This window comes from Syntrophomonas curvata, from assembly GCF_052976825.1.
Genome location: NZ_CM129641.1, coordinates 1,767,331 through 1,785,949, shown reverse-complemented (window position 1 = coordinate 1,785,949; position 18,619 = coordinate 1,767,331). Strand labels below are relative to the sequence as shown.

The 18,619-nt window shown below is 48.5% G+C and carries 16 protein-coding genes; 9 read left to right on the top strand and 7 right to left on the bottom strand.

Translation table 11 applies throughout. The features are described 5' to 3' along the window. Positions 1–176: 176 nt before the first annotated feature. The 3 genes from ACU70B_RS07925 to lexA all read right to left on the bottom strand — a co-directional run bounded on the left by ACU70B_RS07925 (position 177) and on the right by lexA (position 4,316). A complete protein-coding gene (locus ACU70B_RS07925) occupies positions 177–1,805 on the bottom strand; it encodes a PucR family transcriptional regulator (protein ID WP_447183030.1) in 1,629 nt (542 codons plus the stop codon). Between the two features lie 23 nt (positions 1,806–1,828). Next, positions 1,829–3,238, bottom strand: a complete 1,410-nt coding sequence (locus ACU70B_RS07920; RefSeq protein WP_447183029.1) for a Sapep family Mn(2+)-dependent dipeptidase — start codon at positions 3,236–3,238, stop codon at positions 1,829–1,831. A gap of 457 nt (positions 3,239–3,695) precedes the next feature. Continuing rightward, positions 3,696–4,316, bottom strand: a complete 621-nt coding sequence (gene lexA / locus ACU70B_RS07915) for a transcriptional repressor LexA (RefSeq protein ID WP_447183028.1) — start codon at positions 4,314–4,316, stop codon at positions 3,696–3,698. Between the two features lie 297 nt (positions 4,317–4,613). On the opposite strand from lexA, the gene ACU70B_RS07910 reads away from it, so the two are divergent. Genes ACU70B_RS07910 through ACU70B_RS07900 form a run of 3 tightly spaced genes read left to right on the top strand, consistent with a single transcriptional unit; the run spans position 4,614 to position 7,030 of the window. Then, entirely contained in the window at positions 4,614–5,336 is a 723-nt protein-coding gene (locus ACU70B_RS07910; protein ID WP_447183027.1) for a ferredoxin-like domain-containing protein, read from the top strand. Next, the gene (locus ACU70B_RS07905; protein WP_447183026.1) at positions 5,333–5,794 is read left to right on the top strand and encodes a hypothetical protein; all 462 of its coding nucleotides are present in this window, start codon (positions 5,333–5,335) and stop codon (positions 5,792–5,794) included. The genes ACU70B_RS07910 and ACU70B_RS07905 overlap by 4 nt, the downstream gene beginning before the upstream one ends. 3 nt (positions 5,795–5,797) lie before the next feature. Continuing rightward, positions 5,798–7,030 (top strand): HD-GYP domain-containing protein, encoded by a 1,233-nt coding sequence (locus ACU70B_RS07900; RefSeq protein WP_447183025.1) that lies wholly within the window; start codon positions 5,798–5,800, stop codon positions 7,028–7,030. Positions 7,031–7,048: 18 nt separating this feature from the next. Here the strand turns inward: ACU70B_RS07900 and ACU70B_RS07895 are convergent, their stop codons facing one another. The 4 genes from ACU70B_RS07895 to ACU70B_RS07880 all read right to left on the bottom strand — a co-directional run bounded on the left by ACU70B_RS07895 (position 7,049) and on the right by ACU70B_RS07880 (position 11,261). Then, the gene (locus ACU70B_RS07895; protein WP_447183024.1) at positions 7,049–7,789 is read right to left on the bottom strand and encodes a tRNA 2-thiocytidine biosynthesis TtcA family protein; all 741 of its coding nucleotides are present in this window, start codon (positions 7,787–7,789) and stop codon (positions 7,049–7,051) included. Between the two features lie 209 nt (positions 7,790–7,998). After that, positions 7,999–8,505, bottom strand: a complete 507-nt coding sequence (locus ACU70B_RS07890) for a DUF6125 family protein (protein ID WP_447183023.1) — start codon at positions 8,503–8,505, stop codon at positions 7,999–8,001. A 70-nt stretch (positions 8,506–8,575) separates the two neighbouring features. Continuing rightward, a complete protein-coding gene (locus ACU70B_RS07885; protein WP_447183022.1) occupies positions 8,576–9,871 on the bottom strand; it encodes a (Fe-S)-binding protein in 1,296 nt (431 codons plus the stop codon). A 25-nt stretch (positions 9,872–9,896) separates the two neighbouring features. Further along, entirely contained in the window at positions 9,897–11,261 is a 1,365-nt protein-coding gene (locus tag ACU70B_RS07880; protein ID WP_447185730.1) for an FAD-binding oxidoreductase, read from the bottom strand. 232 nt (positions 11,262–11,493) lie between these two features. Between ACU70B_RS07880 and larAH6 the strand changes: the two genes are divergently transcribed. From larAH6 to ACU70B_RS07850, 6 genes are all read left to right on the top strand, one after another. Further along, positions 11,494–12,759, top strand: coding sequence for a nickel-dependent malate racemase, LarAH6 family (larAH6, locus tag ACU70B_RS07875; protein ID WP_447183021.1), 1,266 nt, complete (start codon positions 11,494–11,496; stop codon positions 12,757–12,759). Positions 12,760–12,848: 89 nt separating this feature from the next. Beyond that, on the top strand, positions 12,849–13,748 hold the full coding sequence (gene murB, locus ACU70B_RS07870) for a UDP-N-acetylmuramate dehydrogenase (protein WP_447183020.1): 900 nt from the start codon (positions 12,849–12,851) through the stop codon (positions 13,746–13,748). Positions 13,749–13,759: 11 nt separating this feature from the next. Beyond that, on the top strand, positions 13,760–15,517 hold the full coding sequence (locus tag ACU70B_RS07865) for a B12-binding domain-containing radical SAM protein (RefSeq protein ID WP_447183019.1): 1,758 nt from the start codon (positions 13,760–13,762) through the stop codon (positions 15,515–15,517). Positions 15,518–15,702: 185 nt separating this feature from the next. Beyond that, entirely contained in the window at positions 15,703–16,344 is a 642-nt protein-coding gene (locus tag ACU70B_RS07860) for a phosphatidylserine decarboxylase family protein (protein ID WP_447183018.1), read from the top strand. Continuing rightward, the gene (gene pssA, locus ACU70B_RS07855) at positions 16,325–16,840 is read left to right on the top strand and encodes a CDP-diacylglycerol--serine O-phosphatidyltransferase (protein WP_447183017.1); all 516 of its coding nucleotides are present in this window, start codon (positions 16,325–16,327) and stop codon (positions 16,838–16,840) included. Before ACU70B_RS07860 ends, pssA begins: the two co-directional genes overlap by 20 nt. Positions 16,841–17,065: 225 nt before the next feature. Continuing rightward, complete coding sequence (locus ACU70B_RS07850) at positions 17,066–18,616, top strand: PAS domain S-box protein (protein WP_447183016.1); 1,551 nt, start codon at positions 17,066–17,068, stop codon at positions 18,614–18,616. Positions 18,617–18,619 lie beyond the last annotated feature (3 nt).

The following is an 18,619-nucleotide window of genomic DNA, read 5'->3' as shown; positions in this document are numbered from 1 at the left end:
TAAAAGGTTGCCGGCTTGTTTCATACCCGCCAGCCGCTTAAGCTTCATTCCAAAGTCAACTAATGATAGCACCCGGCCCAAGGTTTTGTCAGCGTTCCCGGAAACATAAAAATGGTCATTATATGTGCAGACGCACATATAATGACCATTTTTATCCCAGTAGTCTTAGTCTTAAATTACTTACAGATTTCCATTGCCATGAGGAAATTAAGTAAATGCGGCATCTCAAAAGGAGAATAACCGTATATTTCAATGATTTTGTTTTTACGTTGCAGCATGGTATTGCGGTGAACGTACAGCTTTTGAGCCACAGCGCTGATATTGCCGTTGAATGCCAATAATTGATAAAGACTTTCCGTAAGGTTGGAATGATGTATTTCATCATAGTCTTTCAATGGTGCCAATAGGCACTTGCACATATCTACCGCTTCTTGTTCTTCGCGGATGATACGCAATTTATGCAAAAACCATATATCTTTATAAAATATAATTTTGTTTTCCCCGTAGTGCTCTCTACCCAGTATTGCCGCCTGGAAGGCCTGATTATAGGCATTGGGAATGTCCCTGACATTATCAAAATAGTTGCTTATCCCTAGAGAAATCGAAATGATCTGCTCTCTATGGAACAAGACCATTATTTTGCTGCTGATTTCCTGTAAATCCAGTGAATCATCAGTATTGGCAAGAAAAACAATCACCGTATCACTGCGGAAGGTTACGTTATTATCGTGATCGTACTGATATAAAATTTTAGTGAGGTAGGGCAGAATGACGGTTTTTATATAATCCGCCGTTTCCCGCTTTTCCCCTGATTTCATTATCGTCTGCAATAAATTGATATTGATCAGGATGATGCTGTTTTTACGGGCAATATCCAACCCGGCTTCTTTCCCTCGTTTTACTGCCATTTCTTCGGAGGAAAAATTCCATACCAGTAAGTCTCCTAAATATTCCTGCAGATACTTTTCTTTCACATCCAGCATTTTATGTCTCCGGCTGAAAAGCAGTTTACAGGATACGGAAAGCTGATTAAGCAGATCCAGCGATGTTTTACTTACATAATTGGAACCGCCGCTCAATACGATAAAACCGAAAAAGTTCTTTTGCGAGCGGATTAAAGAAATAAGCAGCCTTTTTTCTCCCACTTCTATAATGGTAAATCCTGTGGAAGAGCAGGCATCTATGATATCGTTAAAATGCTCTTTTAAATAAGTCGATTCATATTCAACCTGGGCGGGATTTTTATCGGAATATATTTTTTCGCAGTAAATATCGTAATAAGAAATCTTCCGTTTTTCTTTGCGGGAAACCTTTTTGAAAACGTTGTCCATATCGTCTTCGTTGATTATCAAATCCAAAAAGTCAGCGCGTATATTGAAATAATCATTTGAGGCCGGTATGGTCCGGTCATCTTTATTCAACTCATTGATGATGGGAGTTAATATTTCGATATAAGAGCTTTCCGGTTTGGCAATAATCAACGGGAAATGGTACTCGTTGCATAAGTCTATAATTCCCGGATCCATTTCTTTGATCCATAAATCAATATGGCAAACTACCAGACCGCAGCAGCCGCAGTTTGCCAGGGTGCGGATCACTACTTTTTGCATTTCCACATTATCTTTAATCGCGTAAAAAGCAGTAATATACATCTGATTCTTAATAACCCAACGGGCTATTCCCGGTTCCGCAACCTCCATAACACTGATGCTCTCGATGACATTGTCCAGCCGGTCTTGACCGGCAACCACTCTGGCCCCGGCAAGAGCGCTGGTTTTTAATGCTTCTCTTATGGTTAACTGCATTTTTACCCCCTCGTTATTGCTTTTTAATACAAAGCGTCAATTGCCAATAGGGCAAAAACATAAATCTTTACAGCGGCCAGCATATCAGGAATGGAAATACATTCATCAGGCATATGCTCGTTGCCCCGGCCGTCGGCAAACGGCAGCCGGCGATGGGGAAAATGCGGACCGAAGCAGACCGAGTTCGGAATTTTACGGGCATAGGTGGCTGCCGGATCGGTATAAGGGACTTCCTTATCACCGCTGATCTCATTATAAATATCGGTAAGTATTTCAACCGCCGGCTGCTGCGGATCAAAAAAGCCCGGAGGGTTTAAGGCAGTCTTTTCTACGGTAAATCCAACGCCGGCGACTTTATCGGTCAGACGTCGGATAACCTCTTCTCCTTGGGCGCAGATAGGGTAGCGGATATTGAAATTGACCCGCAAGGCGCCGGTGCTTTGGGAGGACAGAATGCCGGCAATATGAGTAAGCTTGCCGGAATATTCGTCTTCCATGGCAATGTTGAGACCTTCACCATAATAATCGCTTAAGAAGGATGCGATCTGGGAAAGCACTCCGGAGTCTTCCGGGGTCATAAAGGGAGCCCCGGCCAGCTTATGGCAGAGCAGATAAATGGCATTGACCGAACCTTCAGGAGCAGCGGCATGGCTGGATTTGCCCCGGGCAGTGATACGGACATACTCTCCTTCCGCCTGGACCAGAAGGCTGCTGCCGGCCAAGTACTCCCGGGCTTGTTCATAGGCAGCATTTTTCACCAGCAAGCTGGCCTGGTCGGCAACTACATTGGATACGCTGCCTCCCTCGGCCGCGGCTATATTGCCGTTTAAAGCCGGAGAAACGATGTCGGCGGTTAAAATGCCTTTTTCACCGTAGGAGACCGGAAACTGCCCGTCGGCAATCAACGAAAAGACCGGCAGTTTTTCCGTATGTTCGAGGTAATACATGATATCCGACATACTTTGTTCCTCCTCGCAGCCCATGACCAGATGCAGACTATGTTTCAGAGGGATACCCAGTTCTTTTATACAAGCCATGGCATACATGACCATAACCAAGGGCCCCTTATCGTCTTTGACCCCCCGGCCGATGAGATATTCGCCTTGCCGGGTACATTGGAAAGGCGGGTAATTCCAGCTGTTGCCTGCCGGGACCACATCCAGATGAGTAAAAAAGCCGATTTCTTCATCACCTTCACCCAGGTATAATGAACCATAATAATACCGGTGATTTTCAGCAGCGAAACCCAGATTTTCACCGATGGCCAAAGCAGTATCCAGAGCTGCGGCGCAAGCTGCGCCATAGGGTTTACCGGGTTCGGCCTCGCCGCTGACGCTCGGAATCGCTACCAGAGTACTGATGTGATCAATGATTTCCTGCTCCCGTGCGTGTAAAAATGCCTCAATCTGAGCTGATAAAGCGGTTTTATCCATAGAAGCAATCATTCCTTTCATTATGTGAGGGTGAAACAAGCGGCTGGTATTGCACGTGGATCTCCCAATGAATTCAGATGACTGTCAGCAGCGGGCTGCTGGGGTGAATGCCCCCGGTTTTAGATATCCGATATCAGAATAGGCAGGAATTTGTCTTTTTCCGTCACAGTATACCACAAATATTGCAACATTAAACCGGTTCGGTTAAAAACCGTTGCTTTTTGATGCGATAGATAATTTGCGAAAGTACAATTCCCGTTACCAGCGGTATCCTGGTCGTAGAAAAAGGCAACAGAGCCGCCCCCTTTGAAGGGGCAGCCGTAAGAAAAAGGCGATTGGCGGAACTTCGATGCGCTTTAAGGCGCGGTTGGCAGCCTACGGGCAAGTGCATGCCACCGGTTTCCGGTGGTCACGGATTTTTTGCTTCCTTGTCGCATGCCGTCTTTTTGGGGGACGCTTACATCCGGCGTAACAAACCGGAAACCTTGCCTGCTATTTGCACTTTGTCAACTATGATGGGCTGCAGCGCATTATTTTCGGGTCTCAATTCAATATAACCATCCCTGCGGTAATATCTTTTCACGGTAGCTTCATCATCCAGAATCGCTACTATTATTTCGCCATTGGCAGCATCAGCCTGCTGCTTTACGATAAGAAAATCACCGTCCATTATCCCGGCCTCGATCATGCTTTCTCCTTTTACCCGCAGTATATAATGGGTACCTTGGCCGATAAAGTCGGTCGGAATCGGAAGGTAATTCTCGATATTCTGTTCTGCTAAAATGGGCGTACCGGCAGCAACATTGCCAACCACCGGCAAAGCCAGGGTCTGACTGATCAGTTCGGTATCAGCAGACATATCTATGGGAATAATAGCCCGGGGTTTGGCGGGATCTCTTTTGAGCCACCCTTTCTCCTCCAGTTGCAGCAAGTGGGAATGAACGGTGGAACTGGACTTTAATCCTACTGCTTCACCGATTTCCCGAACTGAAGGGGGATAACCGTCGTGGCGGATCTTGTCTTTAATATAGTCTAATATCATCTTCTGTCTGGCAGACAGTTTCCTGTTGTTGTTCATTAATCAACCTCCCCGAAAAATGTACTAGGCTTATCTGTTATGACCAGATTATACCATAATAAATTCAAAAAAACACATGTTCGGTCGTTTTGTTTGCGGCTCTGCTGCCATGGCGAAAACTGTCCCGGTAAGGTATGCCCGCGATAAAAGACCGGCCTTTATGGGATATTGGGCTGGCAGATTCCGCTCTCCCTATAGATTTCTGAAGGTTGGAAGATTGCATAATTATGTCAAAGATAGTGTTAAACATGATATACTGGACTAACTAACAGAACAACTGAAAGGGGAGAATAGACGATGGGGACAGCAATCTTTAAACAGAAAAATGCTCTTTACGCACTGGTGGCAGTTGCCAGCTGCGGCCTGATATCAGCAGAACAACTTGACGGACTTAACCGTCTGGTTCAAGCAGCAAACGTGAATGTCCTTAAAATGACTGCCAGACAAACCCTGATTTTACTTGCTGAAGAGGATGAGATTGCTAACCTGACCGCTGGGCTGGAGCGTATAGGTTTTAAAATTGGTGTCTTTAACAATGCGGTGCGCAATGTAAAGGCCTGTTCCGGCAATGACGATCTCTGTCCCCGGGCGGTGGGCGATGCTTTGGGGCTGGGTATAGCTATACAGGAGAAGTACTACGGGCAGCAGGCGCCTCACGATTTTAAGATTGCCGCGGCCGGGTGCTCCCGGGGTTGCACTGACCCGCTTTGTGCGGATTTTGGCGTTATGTGCAAAAACAGCGGCAGTTTTGATATCTATATCGGCGGCAAGGGCAGCGGACGTAAACCCCTGCATGGGCAGATGCTGGTGTCGGGTGTAAGCTATGACCAGGTGTTTGCCAGTCTGGAATTCGTCCTTGATCGCTACCGGGAACTGGCTTCAGGTAAGGAAAGACTGCACCACACCATTGAACGGGTGGGTATGGATAAGTTTGCACCACCTCTGGGAAGTCATGAGGCAGCAGCCGCGGTTGATGAGGATTTTCTCAATATGCTTAACAGCGAGGGGGCGGTCAAATGATTAATGATGATAATATCCTTAATTTTAATGATATTAAGAACATACTCAAGGATATCTGCTCCGCCTGCCCTCTGGAAGGAAGCAGCGAATGTGTAAAGAGTAAATGTCTCACCGGGTTTTCCACTATTGTGGTGGAATTTTACCGGAGCAAAGGCAAGCTGAACATACCGGGAGCGGAAGGGTTGATACCGCGGGACGATTTTAAGGTCTACGACCGGGATTTAATAGCTTCCTCTATCGGCGAAACCTGTAAACTCTGCCGTCAGTGCCGGGATAATCACAGTGACGATTGTGTAATATCCCTGGTCCGTAACAGCATGGAAACAGCATTCTGGGGTGATGCCATACCCTACCCGGGCAATATCCTGCAATACCTGCAGATGGTCAGAGAAAAAGACTCCGAGCTGGCTGATTATATTATGGCCAGTTACCGGCGTAAATCTGCGGCCGGTGCTTAATCCATGAAAACCATACTTTCAACCCCGGTGGAGTTCAATCTGGTAAACCTGCTGTTGAATTTATCGCGCAGCCTGGATTTCTCCAACTCGGGCATTATGAACCATCACCGTAAAGTGGCCTTTATTGCTTTACGACTGGGACACCGGGCCGGCCTGTCCGATCAGGCATTGATGGAGCTGTACAAGGCATCCATCATTCATGATATTGGGGCTGTGAATTATCAGGATAAGCTTATGCTTACCAGTTTCGATATTGCCAATCCCTGGCCTCATTGTAAGCGGGGGAGCAATTTTGTGGCAGGGATACCGGAGCTGGCCTCAACCGCTCCTATAATCTACTCCCATCATGATTACTGGCAAGGCGGTAATCCTTCCGGTCTAAGCGGAAGCGGTATACCTGCAGCCAGCCGTATAATCCACCTGGCTGACCGGATAGCTGTAATGGTAAACCACGACAGCTATATCTTGCAGCAGGCTAAAGAGGTTTTATACCGGATCGAGAACCTTTCCGGCCGGGTTTTTGACCCGGATTTGACCGACCTCTTTATTAACCTGAGCAAGCAGGAGAGCTTCTGGTTGGATCTGGTTTCGCCCTGGATTGACGACTGTATGCTGGAGCTGATCCCCTCCTCCTTAGTAAATGTGAAGCGGGAGAACCTCCTGACGGTAGCCCGGCTCTTTGCCCAGGTGGTTGACATGAGGAGCAGCTTCACCTATCGCCATTCATTCTATGTTGCTCAGATATGCCGGGTTCTGGCCGTAAAAGCCGGTTTATCCAATGATGACGCTTATCTGCTGGAGGTGGCTGGCTTGCTTCATGATTTGGGAAAGCTGGCGGTACCGGAGCATCTTATTGAGAAGCCTGGTCGGCTCACGGCTGCCGAGTTTGACGTTATTAAACAGCATAGTTATTATACCTACCGGCTCCTGAGTCCGGTTTTGCCCGGACAGAAAGTGCCGTCCTGGGCGGCTTGTCATCATGAACGCCTGGATGGCAGCGGCTATCCTTTCAAAATGACTGCCGGCCAGCTGGATCTGCCCGCCCGCATAGTTGCGGTGGCGGACATTTTTACCGCCCTGAGGGAAGACCGTCCCTATCGCCGCGGTATGAGCTATGGGGAAATACGGGGGATACTTAACCGGCAGGCCAAAGGCGGGGGACTGGATGCAGACGTAGTAGCCATGCTGCATGACCGCCGGCAGGAATTGGATGAATTGTGGTCTTCCTTGTCCTGAGTTTTTACTTCGATTTGCTCATCTGGGCCTGGGCTGGGGCTGCCAGAAGCAGTCGGGGCCCAGGTTTTCAAGGCTGGAGACGATTCGTTGCCGGGCGCCCGGGTGCATCTCCTCCATACGGTCAAAAAGCTCTGCCACTTCCTGCCTTTTGGTCAGCCCATCGGCAGGGCAGCGGTTTTTTACCGGGTTGAGCCCCATTGATTCTATAAACAGGCGTATGTCTCGTTCTTCCACATATATAAGGGGCCTGATCATGGTGATATCCATCCGGCTCAAATAAGTCGAAGGTTTAAAAACATTGAAGCGGCTTTCATAGAGGATTGACATGAAGAGGGTGTGTACCACATCATCCAGATGGTGACCCAGAGCAAGCTTATTGCAATTATGCCTTTTAGCCACCCGGTTCAATGCTCCCCGACGCAGGTTGGAGCAGAGGGCGCAAGGATTTTTCTCCTGCCGGGTTTGGAACACCACTCGCCCGATGTTGGTTTTCTCGGTGATTAATTCCAGGTCCAGCGATTGGCAAAATTCCACCAGCGTTTCTATGTCGTTATCCCATCCCAGGTCAACATAGACCGGTACTATATCAAAGAGCAGAGGAGTATGCTGCTTGAGCAAATCCAAAAAATACAGCATGGCAAAGCTGTCTTTGCCTCCGGACAGAGCCACTGCAATCCGGTCTCCATTTTCAATCAGCCTGTAGTTCAGATTGGCATCCCGGACCCTGCGAAAAATGATCTTAATCCTGCGGTTGCTCATAAAATTCCTCACCCGTCACGTATTGTTGCGTACTAATCCCCGTAGCCGGCAGGGCCGACACTTTGATCAGCTCGTATATATTGAGTATATCCATACTTTTCGGTAAAAAGCAAAAACAATAGGAAATGTCAGCAGGAGGCCTTATAGCTCTATCCCTTAAACAACAGGCGGGAGGAACCTTCCTCCCGCCTGGTTGTTCTTACCGCGAGTTAATCAATGGTAAATTCCCAGCAGCAATGCCAATTGGATGGCACGGGGTCCGGCGGGCAGCCAACGCAACGAGTCTTTATGCGGGGGTCTACGGTTTCAGCGAACTTGCTGTACTCGACCATTCCTACCGGCTTGCAGGGGAAGAAATCCATCTGTTTTTTCTCCCTGGCAGCCTGAACCCGGCAGGAATTCATACTGAAAATCAAGGTTTTTTCATCTGGCCGCTGAATCTCCTGCTCATTAAGAAAAGCATACATCCGGTAACGCAAGCACTCGCCCAGTGCATCCAGTCCACCACCCGGCTGCAGGTCGAGCATTTCCATAATACGGCGGGCTTCCAGTACCGTTTGCTTCTCCCAGGCCTGAATGTCGTTCATAATGGCTGCATCCATGCCGTGGTTTTTCTCTACTGCCTGGAACCAGAGCCCGTCATGCGACAACCAGCGTTTGGCAAAATCTATTGCCAGTTCCTTCCATCTGTTCTCCGGTACATAATCAAACTTCACTTGCATATCCCTCCGATACCTTAATTAATCCCTAACCCCCCTAAATCTATTTCTATCGACTTTTAAAAAATTACTGCTTAGGCCGTAAGGCTTTGCTGTAACCTGCACTAACAAGTTCCACCGGATGAACCACTTGGCAATCCCAATGGTGGCGCTTGATACCGTAGCGCAATTGCATGCTGCAACTGGGACAGCAGGTAGCAATTGCGCCGGCCCCGGTTTCCATAGCGTTGTCCATTTTACGGTCAAGTATTTTCATAGACAGGTCGTAATGGGTAACGCTGTAGGTTCCTGACCCGCCGCAGCAGCGGTTGGCTTCCGCCATCTCCACGAATTCCACCCCGGGAATGCGGCGCAGCAATTCCCGGGGCTGCTCTTTTATCCCTTGGGCATTGGCCAGGTGACAGGGGTCATGGTAGGTGACCCGGGTTTTCTTTTCCTCTGCCCACTCCGGCAGTTTGATATCGATAACCTCAATTAAAAACTTGGTTAAATCCATGACTTTATCGGCGAAAGCAAATGCTGCATCTTCAATCTTCAGTCCCCCTAACAGGAATTCCATGTTTTTACGGGATAGAGCGGAGGTGCAGGAAGCGCAGTCACTTATAATATAATCGAATTTGTATGAATTGAATATCTGTACATTATGGGCAGCCAAGAGGCGGGCGGTGTCCGTTTTACCGTTGGCTACGTGAGGCAGACCGCAGCATTTCATATCCTGGGGTATAACTACGTCACAGCCGTTGCGGGTAAGAACATCCACTGTGGCCAGAGCTGCAGCGGGATTGAGAATATCAGTTCCGCAACCCAGGAAATAACCTACGGTGTATTTCTTCTCACCCTGAGCCGGGTTGACTTTTTTCAGGCGGCTGCGGGCCGGCCGCGAAGGAATACTGCTCATTATCCCTTCGGCTTTAGGCAAGTCTCCGGGCAGTATCCGGGTTAGGCCGGTATTGCGGGCAAAAGTCTGCAGACCCAGCTTTTGCATGCCGCCCATAATTTTAGTTGACGCCCTCAATAATCCGGGTTTGGTCCACATGGTATCAAAAATCAATTCCTTGGCCAGACTGGGATTTTGTTCGTATATATAGGAGCGGGCGGCGGCATTAAGTTCGTGTATATCTATACCTGAGGGACAGTTCACACTGCAGGTCTCACATAGTAAGCAATTGCTTAATCGTTCATAGACTTCCTGCCGGGGGTCTACTTTACCGTCCCGCAGCATCTGCACCATGAAGACGTGTCCCCGGGGGGCGGCAGTTTCGTTTCTTATTTCTGCAAATACCGGGCAGACACTGCGGCACTTGCCACAGCGTACGCATTTCATTATCTGTTCTTTTACCGGAGGCAAATTCCTGAAATCCATAGCACCCCCTCCTTTCATCATAAGACTAGATCAGCTTGCCGGGATTCATATGATGGCCAGGGTCAAACGCCTTTTTAATCTCTTTCATATAATGCAGGGCGGGGCCATGCTCCAGCTCGGCATATTTGCGTCTGACCGCGCCTACCCCGTGTTCGCCGGTGGTGGTGCCTTCCAGTTCTATCGCCAGCAGGTGAATATCATTGACCAGTTGCAGCACCTTTTCCACCTCTTCCGGGTTCTCGGGATTGATAACCGGCGCCGTATGCACGTTACCGTCACCTATATGGCCGTAGTTGACCACTTTGATTCCATATTTTTCACCCAGTGCCCTTATGGCCCGCAGGGTATCGGCAACCTTAGCCAGGGGGACACTGATGTCCTCGCCGGCAAAAACCCGGGTACCATCCTTTCTGACCCGGGCAGCGGCGGTTGCGGTTACGCTTCTGCCTTCCCAGAGCTCGGCCATACGTTTTTCTTCGGTGGCCCATTCCACCGTGCGAGCACGTTTGCCGGCCACTTCTTTTATGAGGCTGCCCTCATAGTCTACGGAAGGGGGATTGCCGTCGACCTCGAAAAGCAGTATGGCTTCGGCATCCGGTAAATTTATCTGCGGTTTGAATTGGTTTACCGCCTGAATAGCTGAACTGTCCAGTATTTCGATACCCGACGGAAGAACCCCGGCCTGATAGACATCCAGTACGGTTGCCGGAGCATCGTCCAGGTTATCAAAAACTGCCATGGCGATACCACGTGCTTTAGGTCGGGGCCAGCAGCGCAGGCGAATCTTGGTGATAACCCCGAGTACCCCTTCCGAGCCCACCATTAATTTGGTCAGGTTAAGTCCGGAAACGTTTTTAATGCAGCGGGCTTTCATACCGCCGGTTATAATTATCTCGCCGTTGGGGAGGACTACTTCCAGTCCCAGTATATATTGTTCGGTACAGCCGTATTTGACGGCCCGCAAGCCGCTGGCATTATTAGCTACCATTCCTCCCACGGTACACATCTGGCTGCTGCCGGGGTCGGGAGGGAAAAACAGATTATATTGGGCCAGTTCCTGGTTCAAACGCGCATGTATGACACCCGGCCTGATTATTACCTGCATATTGCGGGCATCGATTTCCAGGATTTCATCCCAGGTGGAAAGGTCAAGTACGATACCGCCGTTTAAGGCCACACATCCTCCGGTTTCTCCGGTACCGGCCCCCCGGGGTATGACATCGATATTATTTTCGAAGGCAAATTTCATAATTTTTTGAATCTCTTCCGTTGAGCGCGGCATTGCCACCGCCCAGGGATCAGCCGGTTCCATTTTGGTTAAAAACGAGCTGTCATAGGAATAGTACATTAAGTCCAGATCTTCAAATAAGACCCTATCCTTGCCCAGCATAGCTATAAGTTGTTTCTGTACCGCTGCTTTTTCCACACGCAGTCCCCCTTGATCAATAAAAAGAGTGTTATCATAAAATCATTGCTTATTATATCACAATGCCATGGGTGGGGATTATAAATCTGCAATACTTACGGTATAATTTAAACATTGACCGGCATTCACGTATGGCGGACCTTCCGCTTTCTGAGCGCTGGTTCATCACCAGACTGACAGAAAGAGATGAATATGCATGCTGAATAAATTTGCCTATGGTGATGCCTGCCTGGATGTAGAGATTCCCGAACATAATGTTGCGGCTTGTTTAAAATCGGCAGAAGCCGCATCCGACGGGTCAAACCGGGATATTATCAGGCAGGCACTGGAAAATCCCTGCGGCAGCAGCCGCATCTCCGCCATAGTAAAAGCGAAATCGGCTCAAAGCGCAGTAATTGTGGTAAACGATATAACCCGCCCGACACCGTATAAGTACATCCTGCCTCCGCTGCTTAAGGAAATTGAAGCAGCCGGCATTGTCCGGCAAAACATAAAAATGGTAGTAGCTCTGGGTATCCACCGTCCTCACAGTGAAGCCGAAAACAAGGCGATTTTCGGCGAAGGTATATGCAGCAGATACACCATTCAAAATCATGATTGTGATAATAACCTCGCGTCTATAGGACAATTGAGCAATGGCATGGAATTAATTATCAACCGCACGGTAGCTGAGGCTGACCTGCTTATAACCACCGGGGTAGTGGGGCTGCATTATTTTGCCGGTTATTCCGGAGGCAGAAAATCTATTTTGCCGGGAGTGGCTGCCCGCTCGGTGATAGAAAAAAACCACCAGATGATGAGTGACCCCCGGGCTTGTCTGGGCAATTATGAAAACAATCCAGTCAGCGATCTGATGCTGGAGGCAGCGCGTCTGGCCGGGGTGGATTTTATTCTGAATGTGGTCACGGCCGGAAAGGACAAGATAGCCTTTGCCGCCGCCGGCGACGTTTATCAAGCCTGGCTGGCAGCGGTGCAATACTGCGAAAAAATGAGTGTCGTAACCATTCCCGAACCGGCGGATATAGTAATCGCCTCCTGTGGAGGCTATCCCAAGGATATCAATATGTACCAGGCTCAGAAAGCATTGGAGGCCGCATCTCCGGCAGTTAAGGAAGGCGGAACCATATTGCTGCTGGCCGAATGCAGGGAGGGGCTGGGGGAGGCATCCTTTGCCCGCTGGCTAAATGACGCCGCCAGTCCCAAGGATATCGAGCAGCGTTTTTTTAACTCATTTGAGCTGGGGGGACATAAGGCTTATGCCCTATGCCGGACCTTGCGCCGGGCTGACGTCTTGCTCTACAGCGCGCTTGCGGATGAAACCGTAAGAAAGATGTTTATTACCCCGATTCATGATCTCCAGACTGCTGTCGATCAATTGCGGCTTAAATACGGTTCTCGGGCGCGTATGGTCCTTATGCCGGAAGCTCCGCGCATTGCCGTTAAAGTCAGGCCGTTTGAATAAACATATACTTTAGCCAATACAATGTAAGTATATAAGTATTAGAAAAGGCATATCGAGCCTTTTCTGCGGAATTTTAAAGGAGAAGACTTATGTACTCGGAAATATTAAACTTTTTGCCGGCTGACCGCTTGCTTTTTCATGAAGAAATGAAAAAGCATACTACTTTTAAAATCGGGGGACCAGCCGATATAATGGTATTGCCGCGTGATGAAGAGGATGTTCGTATCCTGATGGCATTTTGTCAGCAGAGGGATATTCCCGTGTTTGTCTTTGGCATGGGAAGCAATCTGCTGGTCAGAGACGGCGGTATTCGAGGTATAGTAATAAAACTGGGAGACAACCTGGACGCGGTGGAGGTAATGGGAGAGGAGATACAGGCCCAAGCGGGGGTCAAACTCTCCACCCTGGCCCGAATCGCGTCTTTTCACGCTTTGAGCGGATTGGAATTTGCTGAGGGCATACCCGGCAGTCTGGGAGGCGCCCTGGCAATGAACGCCGGCGCCTACAACGGAGAGATGCAGGCCATAGTAATGGAGGCCACTGCTATTGGGCCTGATGGCAGCCTGAAAACCTTTCAGGCCGATGAAATGGAGTTCAATTACCGCCACAGCGTTTTTCAAACCAATGGCTATTTTGTTCTGTCGGCGCGTTTACAACTGGTTTATGATGAGCGGGATGAAATAGAAAGGCGCATGCAGGAATTTGCCCGGCGGCGGGAAGAAAAACAACCCCTGGACAAACCCAGTGCGGGAAGCACCTTTAAACGCCCCCAGGGTTTTTATGTCGGACCTATGCTGGAGGAGTTGGGACTAAAAGGCTACGGTATCGGCGGCGCCCAGGTATCCGGGAAACATGCGGGGTTTATTATTAATACCGGCAATGCCACTGCCAGTGACGTTCTGCAATTAATCGGCCATATCCAGCAAAAGGCCAGAGAACGCTTTGGCGTGGACCTGCAAACAGAAATTCGGGTTGTGGGTGAAGAATAGGTGATATCAATATGAAAGTGGTACTCAGCACCTTAAACAGTAAATTCATTCACTCCTCTTTAGCCCTGGCCTACCTGGAAACTGCCTGTTGCGGCAGGGAGTGGGAAGTGGAAGTTATTGAGTTTACCATTAACGAAAGAATGGACAATGTCATGGCGTCCATATACCTGAGCCAGCCGGATGTACTCTGTTTTTCCTGCTATATCTGGAATATCGAGCATATACTGTTGTTGTGCCGGGATCTTAAAGAGGTGTCTCCCCACTGCGTTATAGTGTTGGGGGGACCTGAAGTATCCTACGATGCCGGACAGGTTCTGTCGGAGAATCCCGCCATAGACTATATCGTACGCGGTGAAGGTGAAATTGCCCTGCCGGAATTGCTGGAGCAAATTATACGCGGGGGACCGGTAGCAGAAATTAAAGGCATAAGCTACCGCCGGCATGATCGGGTGCATGAAAATCCCTCCCGGGAGCTGATCGCCGATCTTAATAGTTTGACCTCGCCATTTAAAAGAGACTTTTCTGATTACCGGGACAGGATTGTCTACTACGAGAGCTCGCGGGGATGTCCTTTTAACTGCTCCTATTGCCTTTCTTCTGGAGTAAAAGGGGTTCGCTATTTTTCCATGGATAGAGTAAAAGAGGAATTGCGGCGCCTATTGGACTACAGACTGCGGGAACTAAAGTTTGTGGACCGTACCTTCAACTCCGACGAAATCCGGGCCCAGGAAATAATGCAGTTTATTATCGACCAAAAGCCGGAAACCAAGGTTCACCTGGAGATTTGTGCTGAGATTATATCGCAGGGCTTTATGGATTTTCTCAGGCAGGTTCCTCCAGGTCTGTTCAATTTCGAAATCGGGGTACAGTCCACCTGCCCGCAAACCCTGCGGGCAGTCAGGCGCTATCATAACTGGGAGCGCTTGCAAGCAAACATTTTGCGACTGCAGTCCTTTGACAACATCCGCCTCCATTTGGATCTCATAGCCGGCCTGCCGTTGGAGAGCTACAGCCGCTTTCAGCAGTCATTCAATGATGTATACCGTCTGCAGCCGGATATGCTGCAATTAGGTTTTCTGAAATTGCTCAAGGGTTCGGATATATATCGTGACCGGAGCCGCTACGAGTACCGCTTCCAATCCCGGGCCCCGTACCAGGTTTTGTCCCACAGCCAAATTGCTTACGGTGAAATAATTGAACTGGGTCAGGTGGCGGATGTGTTAAACCGCTATTACAATAACGGTATTGTGCCGAATACTTTGGACTATGCCACCAACCGCATTTATCAGGGCGACGCCTTTATGTTTTTTGAGGACTTGGCCCGGTTCCGGAGGGAAAATAATCTGTTCGGCCTCGGCCATCGGCGGGAAAGGGAATACGATATACTACTGGAATTCTTTAATGATAAACACCCGGGTCATGGCTTGGAGTGCAACGAACTGATCAAATACGATTTTCTGGCCTGCAACCTGCCCCATCGTTTCCCCGCAGCAGTAAAGCGTATAAACCCCGCTGACAGCAGAGAACGGTTAAATGCCTGCCTCCGCACCGGTGCGTTGCTTGAGCAAATCCCCGAATCGGTTCGGGGCTCCCGGCGGGAGATGGTCAAACACCTGCATCTGGAGTACTTCGCCCTTGATCCCCTTGATTTAAATAAAGGCAAACAGTGCTTGCCTTTATTGTTTGTTTATCATCCGACAGCAAAGAAAGCGATTAGCGTACTTCCACTCGCCGGGTTGCCCCCGACCCCAGGATGGAAACACATATAAAGGCGACTGCCGGGTAGCATCTGTGTGCCCTGGGATATGTCCGTCAGAATTTGTTTTCCGGTCCGATGGGAAATAATCAAAGGTTTTTTGTCAAAGATAATTGCATTATTAAGTAAGTTAGGGTAAATTGGGGGAACAGGTAATTAATTAACCGCTTTATCATATAGAATTCAGGGGAGAGTTGAATGCCTCATAACAGTATTATAGCCCGGGAAGGGTGGCCTTATATAGGCCTGTTTGCCGTACTGACCGTAATATTAGCAATTTCCCCCTACAGGTATTACCTGCCGCTGCCCTTAGCGCTGGCTGTTTTTACCACCTATTTTTTCCGCAATCCTGAGCGGATTACCCCCCAAGAGGAAGGACTTATTCTTGCACCTGCGGACGGAAAGATAATAGCGGTTAACGAAGTCTGGGAAAATGAGTATTTTAAAGCCGATTGCATCCGGGTAAGTATATTCCTGAGCCTGTTCAATGTCCATGTAAACCGGATACCGTTGGGTGGAAAGGTTGAATGGCTGTATCGTTCCGGCAGTACCTACCTGCCTGCATACAGAAGCGGCGCTGCTGCTACTAACGTCTCCAATACGGTCGGTATTCTTTCCGCTTATGGTAAAATCATGGTGGTTCAAATAACCGGTATGATTGCGAGGAGGATTGTTTGCTGGCTGCAGCCCGGAGATACGGTTGCAGCCGGGGAAAGATTCGGCCTGATAAAATTTGGCTCCTGCACCCAATTGTACTTACCTGCAGAGGCGGAAATCCTGGTGGCACCGGGTGATAAAGTAAAGGGAGGGGAAACTATCATTGGCAGATTTAGTAACTAAGCGGTTTGCCAATTTCATAACCCTTTTGAATATCGTTTTTGGCTCCACTTCCATTATTTATACCATGAGTAAGGATTACAAGGCGGCAGCGCTGCTAATATTAATGGCAGCGTTGATGGACGGCTTGGACGGCAAGGTGGCGCGCCGTCTCCAGACCAGTTCTGATTTAGGCCGGGAACTTGATTCCCTCTGCGACATGGTTTCCTTTGGCGTAGCTCCGGCGGTACTGCTTTATTCCCAGGTGCTGCTCGATCCCTACAATCATCTGGGACTGTTGATTGCTTTACTGTTTATAATATGCGGCGCCTATCGTCTGGCCCGCTTTAACGCATTAAACCTGAGCGGCTATTTTTTGGGATTGCCGATAACAATCGCAGGTGGAATATTGGCACTATTGTCGTTAGCCGCCGGTTATCTGCACCCGTTTGCCGTACTCATGCTTTTGCCGGTCTTAAGCCTTTTCATGATAAGCACCGTGCGTATACCTAAGTTTTAAGCTCGTTGCTTAAATAATTAGCATTTTTTTAACAGGGGTACCGGCACGGTATTAGGCATGTCTCTAATTCTGCCATATATCTCCATATATCATCACCTCAAGGCAAAATAAGAAAAAAATCAACAAAACATGTTAGATTCGACAAATATTGTCATTATCTCTGAAGGATATGTTACTATTACTGCCTAATAGAGCATGTAATACTATGTTCGCGGGGGTGGTATTATGGAACACGCACACGCAATGCAAGCAGTACCACAAAAAATTGCAGTGCTGCAGCAGGAGGTTAAACATTTAAACAGTATTATTGAATCCTATAAGCAACGGGAGAAGACAACCTGGAGAAGCTGGGATTCAATTCGCCAGATTGCTGATTGCGCGCCGGCATTGATATATATCCTGCAGGATAACCGTTTACGTTATGTTAACTCCACCTTTGTCAACGTAACCGGATATACCAGGGAAGAATGTCTTAACATGAATGCCTGGGATTTTATCCACCCCGATTACCGTGAAGTGACCAGTACCAAAAACCTGGCCCGATTAAAAGGCGAAAATATTCCGCCATACGAGACTATCATCCTTACCAAAAGGGGCTGTTCTTACTGGGGGTACTTATCCTCGGATGTAATAGATTTTGACGGTGAACCAGCCGCGATTGGAATAATTCAAGATATCAGTGAACGTAAGCAATTTGAGGAAGCCCTGCTGGCTTCGGAAGCCAAATTTGCCAAGGTTTTTACTGCCAGCCCGGAATTAATCGTTATCTCCACCTTGGACGGCTTGTACCTGGATGTCAATGAACGATTTACCGCCATAACCGGATATGACCGGATAGAAGCGATTGGAAAAACCTCGGATGAACTCAATATCTGGGTTAATCCGGAAGAAAGGGCTTTAATGAAGAGGCTGATTCTCATTAACGGCTGGATACGCAACCTGGAGGTAAGGATTCGGACTAAAGATGGCAATGAAAGGATTGGCCTGCTTTCTGCTGATACCATAGATATTAACGGACAGGAATGTGTAATCAATATATTGAATGATATAACCGAGCATAAGCATTTATCCCACCAGATTGCCCGCCTGGATCGCTTGAATCTGGTGGGGGAAATAGCTGCCAGCATTGGCCATGAAATGAGAAACCCGATGACCAGTGTGCGTGGGTTTTTACAGATGTTCATGGCAGAAGCGCAACTATTGCCATATCATGAGTACTTTGCCCTGATGATTGAGGAATTGGATCGTGCCAACCAGATAATCAGTGAATTCCTCTCCCTGGCTAAAAATAAGACCATATCCCTGCAGCCGGATAATCTTAAGCGAATAGTGCAGGCTCTGGCTCCATTGATGGCAGCCGACACCATAAAACAGGATAAGCACCTCAGACTTGCATTGCAGAATGTTCCCGAAATTTTGCTGGACGAAAAGGAGATACGGCAGTTGATCCTTAATCTGGTGCGTAACGCCCTGGAGGCTATGGAGCCGGGTAAAACAGTTACCATTTACACCTATACCGAAGAGGAAGATGTAATCCTGGAGGTATCGGATCAGGGAAGCGGTATCGAACTGGAAATCATCGATAAAATTGACGCTCCGTTTTTCACCACCAAAGAACAGGGAACGGGCTTGGGCTTACCTGTATGCCACAGCATTGCCGCCCGTCACAACGCCAGCATAGAAGTTAAAACCAGCAGCCAGGGAACCAGTTTTATTGTCCGCTTTTCCACTCATGATGATTATGGCTTTAACAATTTGGTCTTAAGAGGCCTGTAAAAA

Bases quoted from the DNA above. Each gene is read 5' to 3' on its own strand.
- larAH6 (WP_447183021.1), top strand. From the start codon at position 11,494: ATGCTGAATAAATTTGCCTATGGTGATGCCTGCCTGGATGTAGAGATT.
- ACU70B_RS07920 (WP_447183029.1), bottom strand. From the start codon at position 3,238: ATGGATAAAACCGCTTTATCAGCTCAGATTGAGGCATTTTTACACGCA.
- lexA (WP_447183028.1), bottom strand. From the start codon at position 4,316: ATGAACAACAACAGGAAACTGTCTGCCAGACAGAAGATGATATTAGAC.
- murB (WP_447183020.1), top strand. From the start codon at position 12,849: ATGTACTCGGAAATATTAAACTTTTTGCCGGCTGACCGCTTGCTTTTT.
- ACU70B_RS07885 (WP_447183022.1), bottom strand. From the start codon at position 9,871: ATGGATTTCAGGAATTTGCCTCCGGTAAAAGAACAGATAATGAAATGC.
- ACU70B_RS07880 (WP_447185730.1), bottom strand. From the start codon at position 11,261: ATGCTGGGCAAGGATAGGGTCTTATTTGAAGATCTGGACTTAATGTAC.
- ACU70B_RS07900 (WP_447183025.1), top strand. From the start codon at position 5,798: ATGAAAACCATACTTTCAACCCCGGTGGAGTTCAATCTGGTAAACCTG.
- ACU70B_RS07910 (WP_447183027.1), top strand. From the start codon at position 4,614: ATGGGGACAGCAATCTTTAAACAGAAAAATGCTCTTTACGCACTGGTG.
- ACU70B_RS07925 (WP_447183030.1), bottom strand. From the start codon at position 1,805: ATGCAGTTAACCATAAGAGAAGCATTAAAAACCAGCGCTCTTGCCGGG.
- ACU70B_RS07860 (WP_447183018.1), top strand. From the start codon at position 15,703: ATGCCTCATAACAGTATTATAGCCCGGGAAGGGTGGCCTTATATAGGC.
- ACU70B_RS07850 (WP_447183016.1), top strand. From the start codon at position 17,066: ATGGAACACGCACACGCAATGCAAGCAGTACCACAAAAAATTGCAGTG.
- ACU70B_RS07895 (WP_447183024.1), bottom strand. From the start codon at position 7,789: ATGAGCAACCGCAGGATTAAGATCATTTTTCGCAGGGTCCGGGATGCC.
- ACU70B_RS07905 (WP_447183026.1), top strand. From the start codon at position 5,333: ATGATTAATGATGATAATATCCTTAATTTTAATGATATTAAGAACATA.
- ACU70B_RS07865 (WP_447183019.1), top strand. From the start codon at position 13,760: ATGAAAGTGGTACTCAGCACCTTAAACAGTAAATTCATTCACTCCTCT.